Origin of the sequence: Streptomyces composti (genome assembly GCF_012034205.1) — a bacterium.
Lineage (GTDB): Bacteria > Actinomycetota > Actinomycetes > Streptomycetales > Streptomycetaceae > Streptomyces > Streptomyces composti.
In genome coordinates this window covers 169,842-185,122 of the sequence record NZ_JAATEM010000009.1, presented here as the reverse complement: position 1 = coordinate 185,122, position 15,281 = coordinate 169,842, and the positions used below count along the sequence as shown (strand labels likewise).

Annotated in this window: 15 protein-coding genes and 1 riboswitch; of the genes, 7 read left to right on the top strand and 8 right to left on the bottom strand. The window is 73.8% G+C overall.

Annotated features, from left to right (window positions below; all coding sequences use genetic code 11):
- A partial coding sequence (locus HCJ93_RS09835; RefSeq protein ID WP_167993111.1) for a bifunctional salicylyl-CoA 5-hydroxylase/oxidoreductase occupies window positions 1-1,971 on the top strand: 1,971 nt, incomplete at its 5' end.
- On the opposite strand, the gene HCJ93_RS09830 is transcribed toward HCJ93_RS09835, so the two are convergent.
- Both HCJ93_RS09830 and HCJ93_RS09825 read right to left on the bottom strand, forming a co-directional pair.
- Window positions 1,955-2,812 carry a PaaX family transcriptional regulator gene (locus tag HCJ93_RS09830; RefSeq protein ID WP_167993109.1) on the bottom strand — a complete coding sequence of 286 codons (858 nt, stop codon included), beginning with the start codon at window positions 2,810-2,812 and terminating at the stop codon, window positions 1,955-1,957. The two genes, HCJ93_RS09835 and HCJ93_RS09830, sit on opposite strands and share 17 nt — an antisense overlap.
- Before the next feature lie 43 nt (window positions 2,813-2,855).
- A complete protein-coding gene (locus HCJ93_RS09825) occupies window positions 2,856-4,439 on the bottom strand; it encodes an AMP-binding protein (protein WP_167993107.1) in 1,584 nt (527 codons plus the stop codon).
- 169 nt (window positions 4,440-4,608) lie between these two features.
- Between HCJ93_RS09825 and HCJ93_RS09820 the strand changes: the two genes are divergently transcribed.
- Both HCJ93_RS09820 and HCJ93_RS09815 read left to right on the top strand, forming a co-directional pair.
- The gene (locus tag HCJ93_RS09820) at window positions 4,609-5,751 is read left to right on the top strand and encodes an acyl-CoA dehydrogenase family protein (RefSeq protein WP_167993105.1); all 1,143 of its coding nucleotides are present in this window, start codon (window positions 4,609-4,611) and stop codon (window positions 5,749-5,751) included.
- Window positions 5,748-6,146 (top strand): RidA family protein, encoded by a 399-nt coding sequence (locus tag HCJ93_RS09815; protein ID WP_167993103.1) that lies wholly within the window; start codon window positions 5,748-5,750, stop codon window positions 6,144-6,146. The genes HCJ93_RS09820 and HCJ93_RS09815 overlap by 4 nt, the downstream gene beginning before the upstream one ends.
- 40 nt (window positions 6,147-6,186) lie before the next feature.
- Here HCJ93_RS09815 and HCJ93_RS09810 read toward each other — a convergent pair whose 3' ends face one another.
- Window positions 6,187-6,381 carry a DUF5999 family protein gene (locus tag HCJ93_RS09810; RefSeq protein WP_167993101.1) on the bottom strand — a complete coding sequence of 65 codons (195 nt, stop codon included), beginning with the start codon at window positions 6,379-6,381 and terminating at the stop codon, window positions 6,187-6,189.
- Window positions 6,382-6,621: 240 nt separating this feature from the next.
- On the opposite strand from HCJ93_RS09810, the gene HCJ93_RS09805 reads away from it, so the two are divergent.
- On the top strand, window positions 6,622-7,053 hold the full coding sequence (locus HCJ93_RS09805) for a DUF6299 family protein (protein WP_167993099.1): 432 nt from the start codon (window positions 6,622-6,624) through the stop codon (window positions 7,051-7,053).
- A gap of 242 nt (window positions 7,054-7,295) precedes the next feature.
- Here HCJ93_RS09805 and HCJ93_RS09800 read toward each other — a convergent pair whose 3' ends face one another.
- The 5 genes from HCJ93_RS09800 to HCJ93_RS09780 all read right to left on the bottom strand — a co-directional run bounded on the left by HCJ93_RS09800 (window position 7,296) and on the right by HCJ93_RS09780 (window position 11,286).
- Window positions 7,296-8,354 (bottom strand): PucR family transcriptional regulator, encoded by a 1,059-nt coding sequence (locus tag HCJ93_RS09800; RefSeq protein ID WP_167993150.1) that lies wholly within the window; start codon window positions 8,352-8,354, stop codon window positions 7,296-7,298.
- Between the two features lie 249 nt (window positions 8,355-8,603).
- Window positions 8,604-9,449 carry an energy-coupling factor ABC transporter ATP-binding protein gene (locus HCJ93_RS09795; RefSeq protein WP_167993098.1) on the bottom strand — a complete coding sequence of 282 codons (846 nt, stop codon included), beginning with the start codon at window positions 9,447-9,449 and terminating at the stop codon, window positions 8,604-8,606.
- Entirely contained in the window at window positions 9,446-10,195 is a 750-nt protein-coding gene (gene cbiQ / locus HCJ93_RS09790; RefSeq protein WP_167993096.1) for a cobalt ECF transporter T component CbiQ, read from the bottom strand. The genes HCJ93_RS09795 and cbiQ overlap by 4 nt, the downstream gene beginning before the upstream one ends.
- Window positions 10,196-10,201: 6 nt before the next feature.
- Entirely contained in the window at window positions 10,202-10,582 is a 381-nt protein-coding gene (locus HCJ93_RS09785) for an energy-coupling factor ABC transporter substrate-binding protein (RefSeq protein ID WP_167993094.1), read from the bottom strand.
- Window positions 10,579-11,286: an energy-coupling factor ABC transporter permease gene (locus HCJ93_RS09780; RefSeq protein ID WP_167993093.1), complete on the bottom strand. Its 708-nt coding sequence runs from the start codon at window positions 11,284-11,286 to the stop codon at window positions 10,579-10,581. Before HCJ93_RS09780 ends, HCJ93_RS09785 begins: the two co-directional genes overlap by 4 nt.
- A 30-nt stretch (window positions 11,287-11,316) precedes the next feature.
- A riboswitch (cobalamin riboswitch) is annotated at window positions 11,317-11,499 on the bottom strand.
- Window positions 11,500-11,738: 239 nt separating this feature from the next.
- Here HCJ93_RS09780 and HCJ93_RS09775 point away from each other — a divergent pair.
- The 3 genes from HCJ93_RS09775 to HCJ93_RS09765 all read left to right on the top strand — a co-directional run bounded on the left by HCJ93_RS09775 (window position 11,739) and on the right by HCJ93_RS09765 (window position 15,267).
- Entirely contained in the window at window positions 11,739-13,337 is a 1,599-nt protein-coding gene (locus HCJ93_RS09775; protein ID WP_167993091.1) for an ABC transporter substrate-binding protein, read from the top strand.
- 77 nt (window positions 13,338-13,414) lie between these two features.
- Window positions 13,415-14,383, top strand: coding sequence for an ABC transporter permease (locus HCJ93_RS09770; RefSeq protein ID WP_167993148.1), 969 nt, complete (start codon window positions 13,415-13,417; stop codon window positions 14,381-14,383).
- Window positions 14,384-14,388: 5 nt separating this feature from the next.
- On the top strand, window positions 14,389-15,267 hold the full coding sequence (locus HCJ93_RS09765) for an ABC transporter permease (protein ID WP_167993089.1): 879 nt from the start codon (window positions 14,389-14,391) through the stop codon (window positions 15,265-15,267).
- The last annotated feature ends 14 nt before the right edge of the window (window positions 15,268-15,281 follow it).

Below are 15,281 nucleotides of genomic sequence, written 5' to 3'. Positions count from 1 at the left end.
CTGGAGATCCTGCACGACCGCTGCCGCTCCCTCGGCGTCGACCTCCGCTTCCGCACCCCCGCCCCCGACCCCGCCCGGCTGATGGAGACCCACGACCTGGTCATCGCCGCCGACGGAGTCCACAGCACCACCCGCACCGCCTTCCAGGAGGTCTTCCGCCCCCGCATCACCCCGCACCGCTGCCGCTACATCTGGCTCGCCGCCGACTTCGCCCTCGACGCCTTCCGCTTCGAGATCGTCGAGACCGAGCACGGCGTGATGCAGCTGCACGGCTACCCCTACTCCGCCGACGCCTCCACCGTCATCGTCGAGATGCGCGAGGAGGTCTGGCGCGCCGCCGGATTCGACGAACTCGACGAGACCGAGTCGATCGACCGCTGCGCCAAGATCTTCTCCGAGGCGCTCCGCGGACGCCCGCTGCGCTCCAACAACTCGGTCTGGACGACGTTCCGCACCGTCGTCAACGAGCGCTGGTCGCACGGCAACCTGGTGCTCCTCGGCGACGCCGCCCACACCGCCCACTTCTCCATCGGCTCCGGAACCAAGCTCGCCGTCGAGGACGCCCTCGCCCTCGCCGCCTGCCTGCGCGAACACCCCACCGTCCGCGACGCGCTGACGGCCTACGAGGCCGAACGGCGCCCGGTGGTCGCCTCCACCCAGCGCGCCGCACGGGCCAGCCTGGAATGGTTCGAGAACCTCGACCTCTACGTCGACCAGCCGCCGCGGCGGTTCGCCTTCAACCTGCTCACCCGCAGCCGCCGCGTCACCCACGACAACCTCCGGCTGCGCGACGCCCGCTTCACCGAGTCGGTCGAGCGCGAGTTCGGCTGCCCGCCCGGCACCCCGCCGATGTTCACCCCGTTCCGGCTGCGCGACCTGACCCTGCGTAACCGGGTGGTGGTCTCCCCGATGGACATGTACTCGGCCGTCGACGGCGTCCCCGGGGACTTCCACCTCGTCCACCTCGGCGCCCGCGCCCTGGGCGGGGCCGGACTGGTGATGACGGAGATGGTGTGCGTCAGCGAGCAGGGCCGCATCACCCCCGGCTGCGCGGGCCTGTACAACGGCCGGCAGGCCGAGGCCTGGCGGCGGATCGTCGACTTCGTGCACACCCGGTCCCCGGGCACCGCGATCGGCGTGCAGCTCGGTCACAGCGGCCGCAAGGGGTCCACCAAGCTGATGTGGGAGGGCATGGACGAGCCGCTGGACCACGGCAACTGGCCCCTGGTCGCGGCCTCCCCGCTGCCCTACAAGCCGGGCAGCCAGACCCCCCGCGAGCTCACCCGCGCCCAGCTCACCGACATAAGGGAGCAGTTCACCACCGCCGCCCAGCGGGCCGCGCGCGCCGGTTTCGACCTGCTCGAACTGCACTGCGCCCATGGCTATCTGCTCTCCGGCTTCCTCTCCCCGCTGACCAACCGCCGCACCGACGCCTACGGCGGCTCGCTCGAGAAGCGGCTGCGCTTCCCGCTGGAGGTCTTCGACGCGGTGCGCGCGGTGTGGCCCGAGGACCGGCCCATGACGGTGCGCATCTCCGCCACCGACTGGGCAGAGGGCGGCAATACCGCCGACGACGCCGTGGAGATCGCCCGCGCCTTCGCCGAGCACGGGGCCGACGCCATCGACGTCTCCACCGGGCAGGTGGTCGCCGACGAACAGCCGGAGTTCGGCCGCTCCTATCAGACGCCGTTCGCCGACCGCATCCGGCACCGCGTCGGCGTCCCGGTGATCGCCGTGGGCGCGATCTCCTCCTGGGACGACGTCAACTCGCTGATCCTCGCGGGCCGCGCCGACCTGTGCGCCCTCGCCCGCCCGCACCTCTACGACCCGCACTGGACGCTGCACGCGGCGGCCGAGCAGGGCTACCAGGGGCCGGGTGCGGTGTGGCCGGCGCCCTACCGGGCGGGCAGCAGGCGCCCCCAGACAGGCCGCACGGACGCACCCAGACCCCGGCTCACGCTCGACCTGTGACGGGTGGCTCGTTCGGCTGAAGCCCCACGAACTCGGCCCCGGCGTCCCGCAGCCGCTCGTGCAGACTCCGGAAGACGGCGGCCGAACGCACGCCCGGCCAGCCGGGCGGCAGCAGCGCGGGCGGCAGGCCGGGGTCGGCGTAGGGGAGGTGGCGCCAGGAGTCCAGGGCGAGCAGATAGTCCCGGTACGCCTCGTCCGGCGGGGTGTCCGGGCGGTCCTCCCACGCCTTCAGTACGGGCTCGTGGCGGTCCAGGAACGCCTCGTGCTGCTCGGCGATCCGGGCCAGGTCCCACCAGCGGGCCACCGCGTCGGACGTCGCGGCGAAGCCCAGGTGCTCACCGCGGAAGAGGTCCACATAGGCGTCCAGGCCCAGCCGCTCGAGCGTGTGCCGGGTCTCCTCGTACAGCCGCGCGGGGGCGATCCAGACGCCGGGGGCCGCCGTGCCGAAGCCCAGGCGGGACAGGCGGGAGCGCAGCACGTGCCGCTTGTGCCGCTCGGTCTCCGGAACGGAGAACACCGCGAGCACCCAGCCCTCGTCCTCGGGCGGCGCGGTGGCGTAGATGCGGCGGTCGCCGTCGTCGAGCAACTGACGGGCCTCCGGGGAGAGTTCGTAGCCGGCCGCGCCCTCGGCGGTGCGGGCCGGGACGAGCAGCCCGCGCCGCTTGAGCCGGGACACCGAGGAGCGGACCGAGGGGGCGTCCACGCCGACCGCCGCCAGCAGCCGGATCAGCTCGGCGACGGGCACAGGTCCCGGCACGTAACGGCCGTAGGCGCCGTAGAGCGTGACGATCAGGGACCTCGGGGCGTGCTGCGCGGGCTGTTCTTCGGACACGTTGATCATCCTAATCGCGTCGCCGGGGCCCGGCCGCCCGCGTCTGGCCTGGTCAGCCGCGCAACCGGAAGCGCTGGAGCTTTCCGGTGGCGGTGCGTGGCAGCGCGTCCATGAAGACGATCTCGCGCGGGCACTTGTACGGCGCCAGCTCCGACTTCACGAACTCCCGCAGCGCCTCGGCGTCCCGTCCGGCGCCCTCCTTGAGCACCGCGTACGCCACCACGACCTGACCGCGGTCCTCGTCCGGCCGTCCGACCACCGCCGCCTCGACCACGTCCGGGTGGCGCAGCAGCGCGTCCTCGACCTCCGGGCCGGCGATGTTGTACCCGGCCGAGATGATCATGTCGTCGGCGCGGGCCACGTACCGGAAGTAGCCGCCGGGCTCCCGGACGTAGGTGTCGCCGGTGATGTTCCAGCCGCCGCGCACATACTCCTGCTGCCGCGGGTCGGCGAGATAGCGGCAGCCGACCGGGCCGCGCACCGCGAGCAGGCCCGGCTCGCCGTCCGGCAGGGGGGTGCCCTCGGCGTCCTGGACGCGCGCCTGCCAGCCGGGCACCGGGACCCCGGTGGTGCCGGGCCGGATGCCCTCGTCGGCGGCGGAGATGAAGATGTGCAGCAGCTCGGTGGCGCCGATGCCGTTGATGATGCGCAGCCCGGTGCGCTCGTACCAGGCCTGCCAGGTGGCCGCGGGCAGGTTCTCGCCCGCCGAGACGCAGCGGCGCAGCGAGGAGACGTCGTGCCCGTCGAGCCGGTCCAGCATCGCCCGGTAGGCGGTGGGCGCGGTGAACAGCACCGACACCCGGTGCTCGGCGATCGCCGGCAACAGCTGGTCGGGATGGGCCTGTTCGAGCAGCAGCGCGCCGGCGCCGGCCCGCATCGGGAAGACGACGAGACCGCCGAGGCCGAAGGTGAAGCCGAGCGGCGGGGAACCGGCGAAGACGTCCTCGGGCAGGGGGCGCAGTACGTGCCGGGAGAAGGTGTCGGCGATGGCGAGGACGTCCCGGTGGAAGTGCATGCAGCCCTTGGGCCGCCCGGTGGTGCCGGAGGTGAAGGCGATCAGCGCCACGTCGTCGGCCGCCGTGTCCACCGCCGTGAACGGCGTGGAAGGCGCCGGGCGGTGCAGCAGGTCGTCGGGGGAGTCGCCGCCGTAGGTGGCGATGCGCAGTCCGGGCACCTCCGCCTTGGCGAGGTCGTCGACCGAGCGGATGTCGCACAGCGCGTGCTGCACGCGGGCGATCTCGCAGATGGTGCTCAGCTCGTGCGCGCGCTGCTGGGCCAGCACGGTCACGGCGATCGCCCCGGCCTTGAGCACCGCCAGCCAGCAGGCGGCCAGCCACGGGGTGGTGGGGCCGCGCAGCAGTACCCGGTTGCCGGGGACGACCCCCAGGTCGGTGGTGAGGATGTGCGCCAGACGGTCGACGTGGGCGCGGAGTTCGTCGTAGGTCCAGCTCCCGCCGTCGGGGGTGCGGAACACCGTCCGGTCGCCGGGCTGTCCGGTGAGCAGTTCGGCGGCGCAGTTGAGCCGTTCGGGGTACTGCAGCTCCGGCAGGTCGAAGCGGAGCTCGGGCCACTGTTCCGGTGGCGGGAGGTTGTCGCGGGCGAAGGTGTCGACGTGCGCGGTGGCTCGTGTGTTCATGACGATTCGCCCCCTCGGCGTGGTGGGCTCGCAGAGAAGGAGCGTATCGTGTTGGTGACGGCAGTCAACGGTCCGCGATAACCTCGATGCGCTCAGGCGGGACCGGCGGGCGCCAGGACTCCGGGCGGCCCGCGGGGACAGACCCCCACGGGGAGAGAGGGGACCGGCGATGACCGCATTCTCGCTCGGACCAGGACAACGCGCCTGGTGTGCCGAACTGCGCACGCTCGCCGCCGAACGCCTGCGCCCGCTCGCGGAGAAGGGCGAACCCGGCCGTGTGAACCGGGCTCTGGTCGCCGAACTCGGCGTCCTCGGTCTGCTGCCCCGGCTGTTCACCTCCGGCGCCCTCGACCTGTGTCTGATGCGGGAATCCCTCGCCTACGCCTGCACCGAGGCCGAGACCGCCCTCGCCCTCCAGGGCCTCGGCGCCCACCCCGTGCACGCCCACGGCACCCCGGAACAAAAGGAGCGCTGGCTCCCCCGAGTGGGTGACGGAAGCGCCGTGGCCGCCTTCGCACTGAGCGAGCCCGGGGCCGGCTCCGACGCCGCCGCCCTGTCGCTCACCGCCCACCCGGACGGCCCCGGCCGCTGGCGGCTCACCGGCGAGAAGTGCTGGATCTCCAACGCCCCCGAGGCCGACCTCTACACCGTGTTCGCCCGCACCACCCGGGGCGCCGGGGCGCGCGGCGTCACCGCCTTCCTGGTCCCCGCCGACCGGCCCGGCCTGACCGGCACCGGTCTCGACATGCTCTCCCCGCACCCCATCGGAGCCCTCGGCTTCGACGGCGTCCCGGTGACGTCCGCCGATGTCCTGGGCGAGGTGGACGGCGGCTTCCGGGTCGCCATGGGCACCCTCAATCTGTTCCGGCCCAGCGTCGGCGCGTTCGCCGTCGGCATGGCGCAGGCGGCCCTGGACGCCACCCTCGGCCACACCGCCCGGCGCGAGGCGTTCGGCGGCCGGCTGAGCGATCTGCAGTCCGTCTCCCACCAGGTCGCCGAGATGGCGCTGCGCACCGAGGCAGCCCGCCTGATGGTCTATGCGGCGGCCACGGCGTACGACGCGGGCGAGGGCGACGTCCCGAAGCGGGCGGCCATGGCGAAACTCCTCGCCACCGAGACCGCGCAGTACGTCGTCGACCACGCGGTCCAGCTGCACGGCGCCCGCGCCCTGCAGCGCGGCCACCTGCTGGAGCACCTCTACCGCGAGGTCCGCGCCCCGCGGATCTACGAAGGTGCCAGCGAGGTCCAACGGGGCATCATCGCCAAGGAGCTGTACAAGGACGTGTCCGAGAACCCGGAGGCCGAACGGTGACCTGCGAGCGCATCGACCCGCCCGAGCTGTCCCCGCCGGCCGGCTTCTGCCACGCCGTGGTCGCCACCGGCAGCCGGGTGGTCTTCCTGGCCGGCCAGACCGCCCTCGACGGTGACGGCAAGGTGACCGGCGAAACCCTGCCCGAGCAGTTCGCGCGGGCCCTGGACAACCTCCTCACCGCGCTGCGCGCGGCCGGCGGCACCCCGTCCGACCTGGCCCGGGTCACCGTCTACGCCACCGATGTCGCCGCCTACCGCAGGCACGCCCGCGAACTGGGCCGCATCTGGCGGGAGGCGGCGGGCCGGCAGTACCCCGCGATGGCCGTCGTCGAGGTCGTGCGGCTCTGGGACGAACAGGCGATGGTCGAACTCGACGGGTTCGCGGTGCTGTCCTGAGCTTTCGGACGCCCTGGTCCGCCGAGCGGCCGGCCGGTGATCAGGCCGCGACCACGAGACGGCCGGCCGGGGCGCGGTGCGGGGCGATCACCCTGCCGTCCGGCAGCAGCTCGCCGGTGTCGTCGAAGACGATCGAGCCGTCGCACAGCAGGCTCCAGCCCTGCTCGGGGTGGGCGGCCACCACATGCGGGGCCGGGGAGTCGGTGCGGGGGCAGGAAGACCGGTGGGCACACATGGCGCACCTCCACGTCGTGACGATCCGGATGGGCCGTACACCTCGACCATGCGCCCGCCCGGGGTCCCCCGGAACGGCCTGCCGGGAAACGTGACAGCTTCCGGACAGTCCCGCGACCGTCCTTCGACGGCCGAGGCGGACTCGCCACCGAAGGGGTGAGGATGACGGGCGCCGCCCCGCCCGCCGGGTACTGCTGGAACCCCCACAGATCGGATGATCGCTCGAATCGGGAGGTTCCCCATGTCCCTGCGCCCCCTTCTCACCGCCGCGGCCGGCGCGGCGCTGCTGCTCGGCACCGTCGCCGCCGCGCCCCCCGCCGCGGCCGCGCCCGGCGAGACCGTCACCATCAGCGGCACCGGCCACATCACCGACGACGGCAAGGTCACCCTCTCCGGCACCTACCGCTGCACCGGCGCCACCGGCCCTGCCTTCGTCAGCTCCTCCGTCCACCAGGGCAGCTCCACGGTCCGCTACGGCATCGGCGGCACCCGGGCCGTGTGTGACGGCACCGTGCGCACCTGGAAGAACACCGGGTCGGTGCCGGCCGACACCCTGCGGGCGGGCACGGTGCGGGTCGAGGCCACGATCACCGAGCTGCGCTCCTTCGCGGGCCTGCCGCTGCCGGTCTTCCACGCCGTCCAGCAGAAGGACGTCGAGCTGAAGGCCGCCTGACGGGGCCGCTACGGACACCTGACGGCCCGGCACGCCGCGGGGGAGGGCTTGCGGACACCTGACGGCCCGGCATGTGGCGGGGGAGCGGCTTGCGGGCCGCCCGGGAGCCCGGCACGCCGCGGGGTGGGGGGCCCACGGGTGCCTGATGGCCCGGCACACCGCCCGGCCCGGCCTCCAGGCGGACGTCTGACGGATGCGGGGCCGCCCGGCGCCCCGTCAGGCGCCGCACGGGGCGGCCGCGCTCACGTCCCGTCGGCCGGCCAGCCCAGCAGGCGGGCGCCGATGACCGCGGTCTGCAGCATGTACCGCTGGGCCGGGTCGGCGGGGTTGGCGCCGGTGAGCTTGTGGATGCGCTCCAGGCGGTAGGTCAGCGCCCGCACGCTCAGCGACAGCCGCCGGGCGGCCTCGGCGGCGACACAGCCGGAGTCGAAGTAGGCGGACAGGGTGTCCAGCAGCGGGCGGGCACCGCCGCGGGCCTTGGTGAGCGGGCCGAGGGTGTGGTGCACCAGGTCGGTCATGGCCTGCCGGTCGCGCGCCAGGACCGGGTAGACCAGCAGGTCGGCCGCCTGCAGCACCGGGTCGTCCAGCTCCAGCCGCTCGGCGATCTCCAGCGCGCTCAGGGCCTCCTCGTAGGACTGCACCACCCCGCCGGGACCGCTGTGCGCGCGGCCGATGGCCACCTGACCGCCGTCGGTGGCGGCGTGCGCCTGCTTGGCGAAGACCGTGAGCACTTCCTTCTGGTGTCCGGGCGCGATGCACAGCAGCCGCCCGTCCTTGGTGCTGAGCAGCACATGGCGGTCGCCGAAACGGGCGATCAGCGCCCGCTCGACCTGGCGGGGGACGGCGTCGCCCTCGTCGTAGGCGGCGGGGCCGCGGGCCACCGCCACGGCGTGCGCCTGGGACAGACGCAGCCCGAAGCGTTCGGCACGCTCGGCGAGCCGGCCCAGGTCGCTGCGCCCGTAGAGCAGGTCGTCGATGAACTCCCGGCGCGCCGCCACCTCCTGACGCACCGCCAGCCGCTGGGCGCGCTCGTAGCCCTCGGCGAAGGCGTCCACCGCCTGCTGCACGGCCGCCAGCGCGTGGTCCACCGAGCTGTTGCCGCTCGGCCAGGCCGCGCGGGCGGCGGACAGATGGGCGCGGACCAGGGCGCGTATGCCGTAACCGGCCTCCGCGGCCCGCTCGCCCAGGGCGCGGCGGGCGGACAGCTCGTCCCGGGTCAGACGCCGGCCGGTGGCGGCCACATCGGCGAGCAGACGGGCGTACCCCTCGAGATACTCCGCCGGAATCTCGCGCTCCACGATGCTCCCCCGCCCCCGTGTTCCTGAGCCGGTTGCCGCCCGGGCCTCACACCAGCATGCAGACCCTAATGAACCTTGCCGGAATCCGGCAATGCGGCCGGGACCGGTACGGGGGCACCATGGGCGAGGGGAGCCACGGGGGAGGTTCCGGTTCCCGGCACCGGCAGATGCCGGGTTCCGGAACCGCCGCAAGGGCCCTGGGAAGGGCCCGGCGGACGTCCCCGCGACAGGTCCCCGCGGAGGCCCCCGCCCTCACCGGCCGCCGGCGTGCGCCGCGGCGAGCGCGGCCAGCTCCTCCGGAGTCCTGGGGCCGGTCCCGTCCACCGGCCACCCGTGTGCCCGCAGCAGCTGCCCCACCGCGACCCCCCACGGCAGCCGCAGCCCCGCCTCCGCCAGCACATCGGTGCGGGCCAGCAGCTCAGCGGCCGGGCCGGTGCGCACACCCGAGGGGATGAGCAGCGCGGCGTCGTCGGCCCAGCGCAGCGCGAGGTCCACGTCGTGGGTGGCCATCACCACCGTGGTGCCGCCCGCCCGCAGCCGGCCGAGCGTGGCCAGCAGCCTCTCCTGGCCGTCGGGATCGAGACCGGCGGCCGGCTCGTCCAGGATCAGCACCTTCGGCCGCATGGCGACGGCGCCCGCGATCGCGGTGCGCTTGCGCTGCCCGTAGGACAGCAGATGGGTGGGCCGGTCGGCGAGGTGGGATATGTCGAGGGCGTCCAGTGCCTCGGACACCCGGGCGCGCACCTCCTCGTCCGGCAGGCCGAGGTTCAGCGGCCCGAAGGACACGTCCTGGCCGACCGACGCGGCGAAGAGCTGGTCGTCGGGGTCCTGCACCACCAGCTGCACCGTGGTCCGCAGCCGGGTCAGCCCCTTGCGGTCGTGCCGCACCGGCCGGCCCTCCACGGTCAGCTCGCCCTGCAGCGGGCGCAGTCCGCCGCTGAGCAGCCGCATCAGCGTGGTCTTGCCGCTGCCGTTGCGCCCCAGCAGCGCGAGCGCGCGGCCCCCGGGGACGGCGAAGTCGAGGCCGCTGAACACCAGCGGCCCGTCCTCGTAGGCGAACGACGCGCCCCGCAGGGCGACCAGGGGCTGTTCGGTCACGACAGGGGCCTTTCCAGGACGAGGGTGAGGGCGGTCAGCGCCCCCAGCAGGGCGAGGCTCGCGGTTGTGAAGCGGACGGAGACGCGCGCCTCGGGGACCAGCACCCGCAGGGTGCCGTCGTAGCCGCGCCCGGCGAGCCCCGCCTGCAGCCGGGCCGCCCGGTCGAAGGACCGGACGAACGCGGTGGCGCCGAGACCGCCGAGCGAACGCCAGGTGGCCGCGCGGGTGGTGTGCCCCAGCCGGGCCGCCTGCGCCGTGCTGATCCGCCGCACCGAGTCGAGCAGCAGGAAACTCATGCGGTACGTCACCAGCGCCACGTCCACCAGCGGCGCCGGCACCCCGGCCCGGACCAGGCGGGGCAGCAGATCGGACATGGGGGTGGTGAAGGCGAACAGCAGCACGCCCAGCGAGGCGGCCGAGGTGCGCAGCAGCAACTCCCCGGCGCGCAGCGGCCCGTCGTCGGCGAGTGCCAGGAGGCCGCCGGGCCCGCCCACCTGCACCAGCAGGGTCAGCGCCCCGGTGACACAGAAGCCCAGCGGCACCCGGTAGGCGCGCCACAGCCGCCGCGCCGGCACGCCCGCGGGACCCAGCAGCACGGCGAGCGCGGTCGCGGTCACCAGTGCCGCGCCCGGCCACGGCGGGAGCGAGATCGCCAGCACCGTCAGGCCGAGCCCCAGCACCGCCTTGTCCAGGGGATGGCGGCGGCGCCAGCGGCTGCCGTGCGCCGCCGCGTCGATCGGCAGCACGTGCGGTCAGCTCCGCGGCCGGGACGCGGACTCGTCGCCGGCCCCCTCGCCCGCGGGCCCGTGCTCCGGTTCGGTGCGGGCCAGCGCCCTGGCCTCGCCCTGGCGGCGGCCCCGCCGCAGACCGAAGTAGTAGGCGAGAACCCCGGCGCCGATGGCGGCCTGCAGGGCGAACAGGGCCGACTCGATCTCACCGGACGGAGGCTCGTACAGCGGGGAGAACCACGGCTCGTAGCCGGGGTCCAGCTCGGTGATCGCGGTCTCCGCCTCACCGTCCGCCCCGGCGAACGGCTCCTCCTTGTGGTCGCCGAGCCCGAGCACCAGCGGCAGCACCGCGAGCGCGGCCACCGCGAGCAGCAGCAGCAGGTTGATCCGGGTGCTGCGCTTCACCGGGCCACCGCCTTCCGCTCCCCGGCGCGGGCGGACGCCGCGCCGGCGACCAGCACGCCCAGCCGGGTCAGTTCACCCTTGCTGGACTGCACCAGCAGCCGCATCACCAGCACGGTCAGCAGCCCCTCGCTGACCGCCAGCGGGATCTGCGTCACCGCGAAGATGGAGCCGAACTTGCCGAGCGCGCCCAGGAATCCGCTGCCCGGGTCGGGGAAGGCCAGCGCGAGTTGCACGGTGGTCACGCAGTACGTCGACAGGTCGGCGAGGAACGCGCCGCAGAACACGGCGGCCATCAGCGGCACGTCGTAGCGCCGCAGCAGCCGGTACACGGCGTACCCGGCCCAGGGCCCGACGACCGCCATGGAGAACACGTTGGCGCCCAGCGTGGTCAGCCCGCCGTGGGCGAGCAGCAGCGACTGGAACAGCAGGGTGATGGTGCCCAGCACCGCCATCACCGGCGGCCGGAACAGGATCGCGCCGAGCCCGGTACCGGTGGGGTGGGAGCAACTCCCGGTCACCGAGGGCAGTTTCAGCGCCGACAGAACGAAGGTGAAGGCCCCCGACGCGCCGAGCAGCAGCGTGCTCTCGGGGTGTTCCCTCACCTCACGGATGAGCGACCGGGCTCCGTGGATCACGAACGGCGCCGCCGCGGCGCCCCAGGCGACCGCGTGCGCCGGAGGCAGAAAACCCTCGGCTATGTGCATGGCTCAGCAGACCCTCTCCAGCACCTCGTGGATGGTTGACGTGCCTTGGCCGGTCTCCTGGCTGACGGGTACCACCGCCCGTGCTCCGCCTTCCCGGGTCCCGAAAGACCCAGTGGCTGTCCGTGAGGACCGGAGCCGGACTTCCCGATCACAGTGGCGAGGGCCGCACCGGCATCACACCGGTTTCCCGTCACCAAGGCGTGGTGACAGTAGTTCGCGTCACCGTCCGGTGACAAGCCGCCACCGGGGGCGCGCACCGGCGCCCGGCGGCTCGCGACCCGGCGCACACCTGCGGGTCCACCCCCCATGCGCACGGCCCGCCGCACCACAGGACTGAGCACCCGCTGTCATGGGCAGCCTCTTGCTGCAACTAATATGCAACAACGATTTTCAGGCGACAGTCATGCAGCAGGAGCGTGCGCAGGCCGCACGCCACAGTGATGAGAGGTTCGATGACGACCCGACGGGCCCGACGAACGACACGTGCCGCACTCGCCGCGGCGCTGGCCGGCGCGCTCGCCGCCTGCTCGGCACCGGGCGGCGGCGCGGCGGACGCCGGTGCCTCCGCCGACTCCGTGGTGATCGGTGTCGCCACCGAGCCCGACACCCTCAACCCGCTCCTCGGCTACGGCAAGGACGGCAACTCCAAGATCTTCGACGGGCTGCTCGCCCGCGGCGCCGACATGCGGCTCAAGCCCGCCCTCGCCAAGGCGCTGCCCCGGATCACCGACGGCGGACGCACCTACACCTACACCCTGCGCGACGGCGTCACCTTCAGCGACGGCGAACCCCTCACCGCCGACGACGTGGTCTACACGTACAAGACCGTCCTCGACGACAGGACCAACAACCCCGCCAAGAGCGAGCTGGACGCCATCGAGGACGTCCGCGCCCGGGGCGAGCACCAGGTCGTCTTCAGGCTCAAGTACCCCTACGCCGCGTTCGCCGCCCGCACCGTGCTGCCCATCGTCCCCGAGCACATCGCGGGCCGGCAGAACCCCAACACCGGCTCCTTCAGCACCGAGCCGGTCGGCACCGGACCGTACGTCCTCGCCGGCTGGAGCAAGGGCGAGAAGCTCACCTTCAAGGCCAACCCGCACTACTGGGGCGGCGAGCCCGAGGTGAAGAAGCTCACCGTGGCGATCATCGCCGACGACGACGTCCGTGCCACCCGGCTGCGCTCCGGCGACCTCGACGGCGCGGTCCTGCCGCCCAACCTCGCCGCCGGGTTCCGCGACGACGACGGCAAGAAGACCTACGAGGCCACCTCCTACGACGTCCGCGTCGTCACCCTCCCCACCGCTAACGAGGTCACCGGCGACCGCGCGATCCGCCGCGCCCTCGACCTCGCCGTCGACCGCGAGGCCATGGTGGAGAAGATCCTCGACGGCGCCGGCCGCCCCGCCTACGGCCCGCTGCCGCTGGACGACCCCTTCTACGCCAAGGGCATCGACCGGCCCCGCGACCTCGAGCGCGCGAAGAAGATCCTGGACCGGGCCGGCTGGAAGGCGGGCAAGGACGGCATCCGGGCCAAGGACGGCCGCCGCGCCGCCTTCACGCTCTACTACCCGGCCGGCGACAAGGTCCGCCAGGACCACGCCCTCGCCTACGCCTCCGACGCCAAGCAGGCCGGTATCGACGTGACGGTGGAGAGCGCCGGCTGGGAGGTCATCGAGCCCCGCATGAAGCACGACGCGGTCCTCGCCGGCTTCGGCAGCACCGGCGACCCCGACTTCGGCCTCTACACCATGCTGCACTCCTCGCTCGCCGGCGACGGCTTCAACAACATGGCCCGCTACGACAACCCGGCCGTCGACAAGGCCCTCGAGACCGGCCGCCGCAGCCAGGACCGCGCCGACCGCAAGGCCGCCTACGACACCCTCCAGCGCGAGCTGGTGAAGGACCCCGGCTACACCTTCCTCACCCACATCGACCACCTCTACGTCCTCGCCGACCGCTGGCGGGACCTGACGACCCAGGTCGAACCGCACGAGCACGGCTTCGCCAGCGGCCCCTGGTGGAACATCGAGGACTGGCGGCCCAAGAAGTGACCGAGACCACCGCGACCGAGAAGCCCTCCGCGCCCGGGCCGCCACGACCGCGCGCGGCGCGGCTGCCCTGGAGCGACATGGGCCGGCTGGTGGCACGGCGGGCTCTGCACGCCGTGCCGGTCCTCCTCGTCGTCACCTTCGGTGTGTTCGCCGTCGCCGCCGCCTCCCCGTTCGACCCGGTCAAGGCGTACGCGGGCACCGCCGCGCTCGGCGCCGACCAGGAGACCCTGGACCGGCTGCGGGAGAACCTCGGCGTGGACCGGCCGTTCACCGCCCGCTGGTGGGACTGGCTGACCGGCGCGGTCACCGGAGACCTCGGCCACTCGGCCGTGATGCGCCAGCCGGTCGCCGAGGTGATCGGCGAACGCCTGGTGTGGTCCACGCTGCTGTGCGCGGTGGCGTTCACCGCCGCGGTGCTGCTCGGCACCCTCCTCGGCGTCCTCGCGGCCCGCCGCCCCGGCTCCCCCACCGACCGGACGGTCACCTCCCTCGCCTACACGCTGGAGGCCGCGCCCGTCTTCTGGATCGCGCTGCTCGCCATCTGGCTGTTCGCCCTGAAACTGGACGTGCTGCCGGCCGGCGGGCTCACCGACACCGCGAGCGAACAGGTCACCGCGCAGCAGGTGCTGCGCCACGTGCTGCTGCCCGCCGGCGTCCTCGCCGTCTCCCAGCTGCCCTGGTTCACCCTCTACGTCCGCCAGGGCGTCGGCGACGCACTCGCCGAGGACCCCGTACGCGGCGCCCGGGCCCGCGGCCTCGCCGAGCGCACCGTGCTGCTCGGCCACGCCCTGCGCTCCGGGCTGCTGCCCGTGCTGACCCTCATCGGCTCCCGCGTCCCCGAACTCATCACCGGAGCCCTGCTGGTGGAGACGGTCTTCAGCTGGCCCGGCATCGCCGCGGCCACCGTCACCGCCGCCACCGCCGTCGACTTCCCGCTGCTGGCCGCGCTCACCACGCTCGCCACCGCCGCCGTCCTCGCCGGAAACCTGCTCGCCGACCTGCTGTACGGACTGACCGACCCGAGGGTGAAGCTCAGTGAGATGTGATCGCCATGGCTGACACCACCGCCGGGGCGGTGTGGCGGCCGCACGGCACCGCCCGCCGCTCCACCCACACCCTGCGCCTGCGCGTCTCCGCGGCCCTGATGGGCGTGACCGTCCTCGCCGTGCTCCTGGTGCCCCCGCTGGCCCAGCTCGACCAGCAGGCCGTCGACCTCGCCGCCAAGCTCCAGCCGCCCACCTGGGCCCACCCCTTCGGCACCGACGACGTCGGCAGGGACCTGCTGCTGCGCTGCGTCTACGGACTCAGGGTGTCCCTCCTCGTCGGCGTGGTCGCCGCGCTCACCGCCACCGTCATCGGCACCGCGGTCGGCGCCACCGCCGGAGCCCTCGGCGGCCGCACCGACCGCGCCGTGATGCGGCTCGTCGACGCCGTGGCCTCGGTGCCGCATCTGCTCCTCGGCGTCTTCATCGTGGCCATGTTCCGGCCCGGCGTCTGGCCCGTGGTGATCTCCGTCGCCCTCACCCACTGGCTGTCCACCGCCCGCATCGTCCGCGCCGAGATCCTCTCCCTGCGCTCCCGCCCCTGCATCGACGCCGCCGTCTCCGGCGGGGCCTCCCGGTGGCGGGTCGCGGTACGGCACCTGCTGCCCGGCGTGCTGCCCCAGGCGGGGCTGGCCGCCGTCCTGATGGTGCCGCACGCCATGTGGCACGAATCGGCCCTGTCCTTCCTCGGCCTGGGCCTGCCCACCCACACCGCCAGCCTCGGCACCCTCATCCAGACCGCCCGCGGCTCCCTGCTCGCCGGCGACTGGTGGCCGACCCTCTTCCCCGGCCTCTTCCTCGTCGTCCCCACCCTGGCCGTCGCGGGCCTCGCCGGCGTCTGGCGGGAACGGATCAACCCACGACGCCGATCGGAGCTGATGCTGTGACCCGGCCCGGCCCC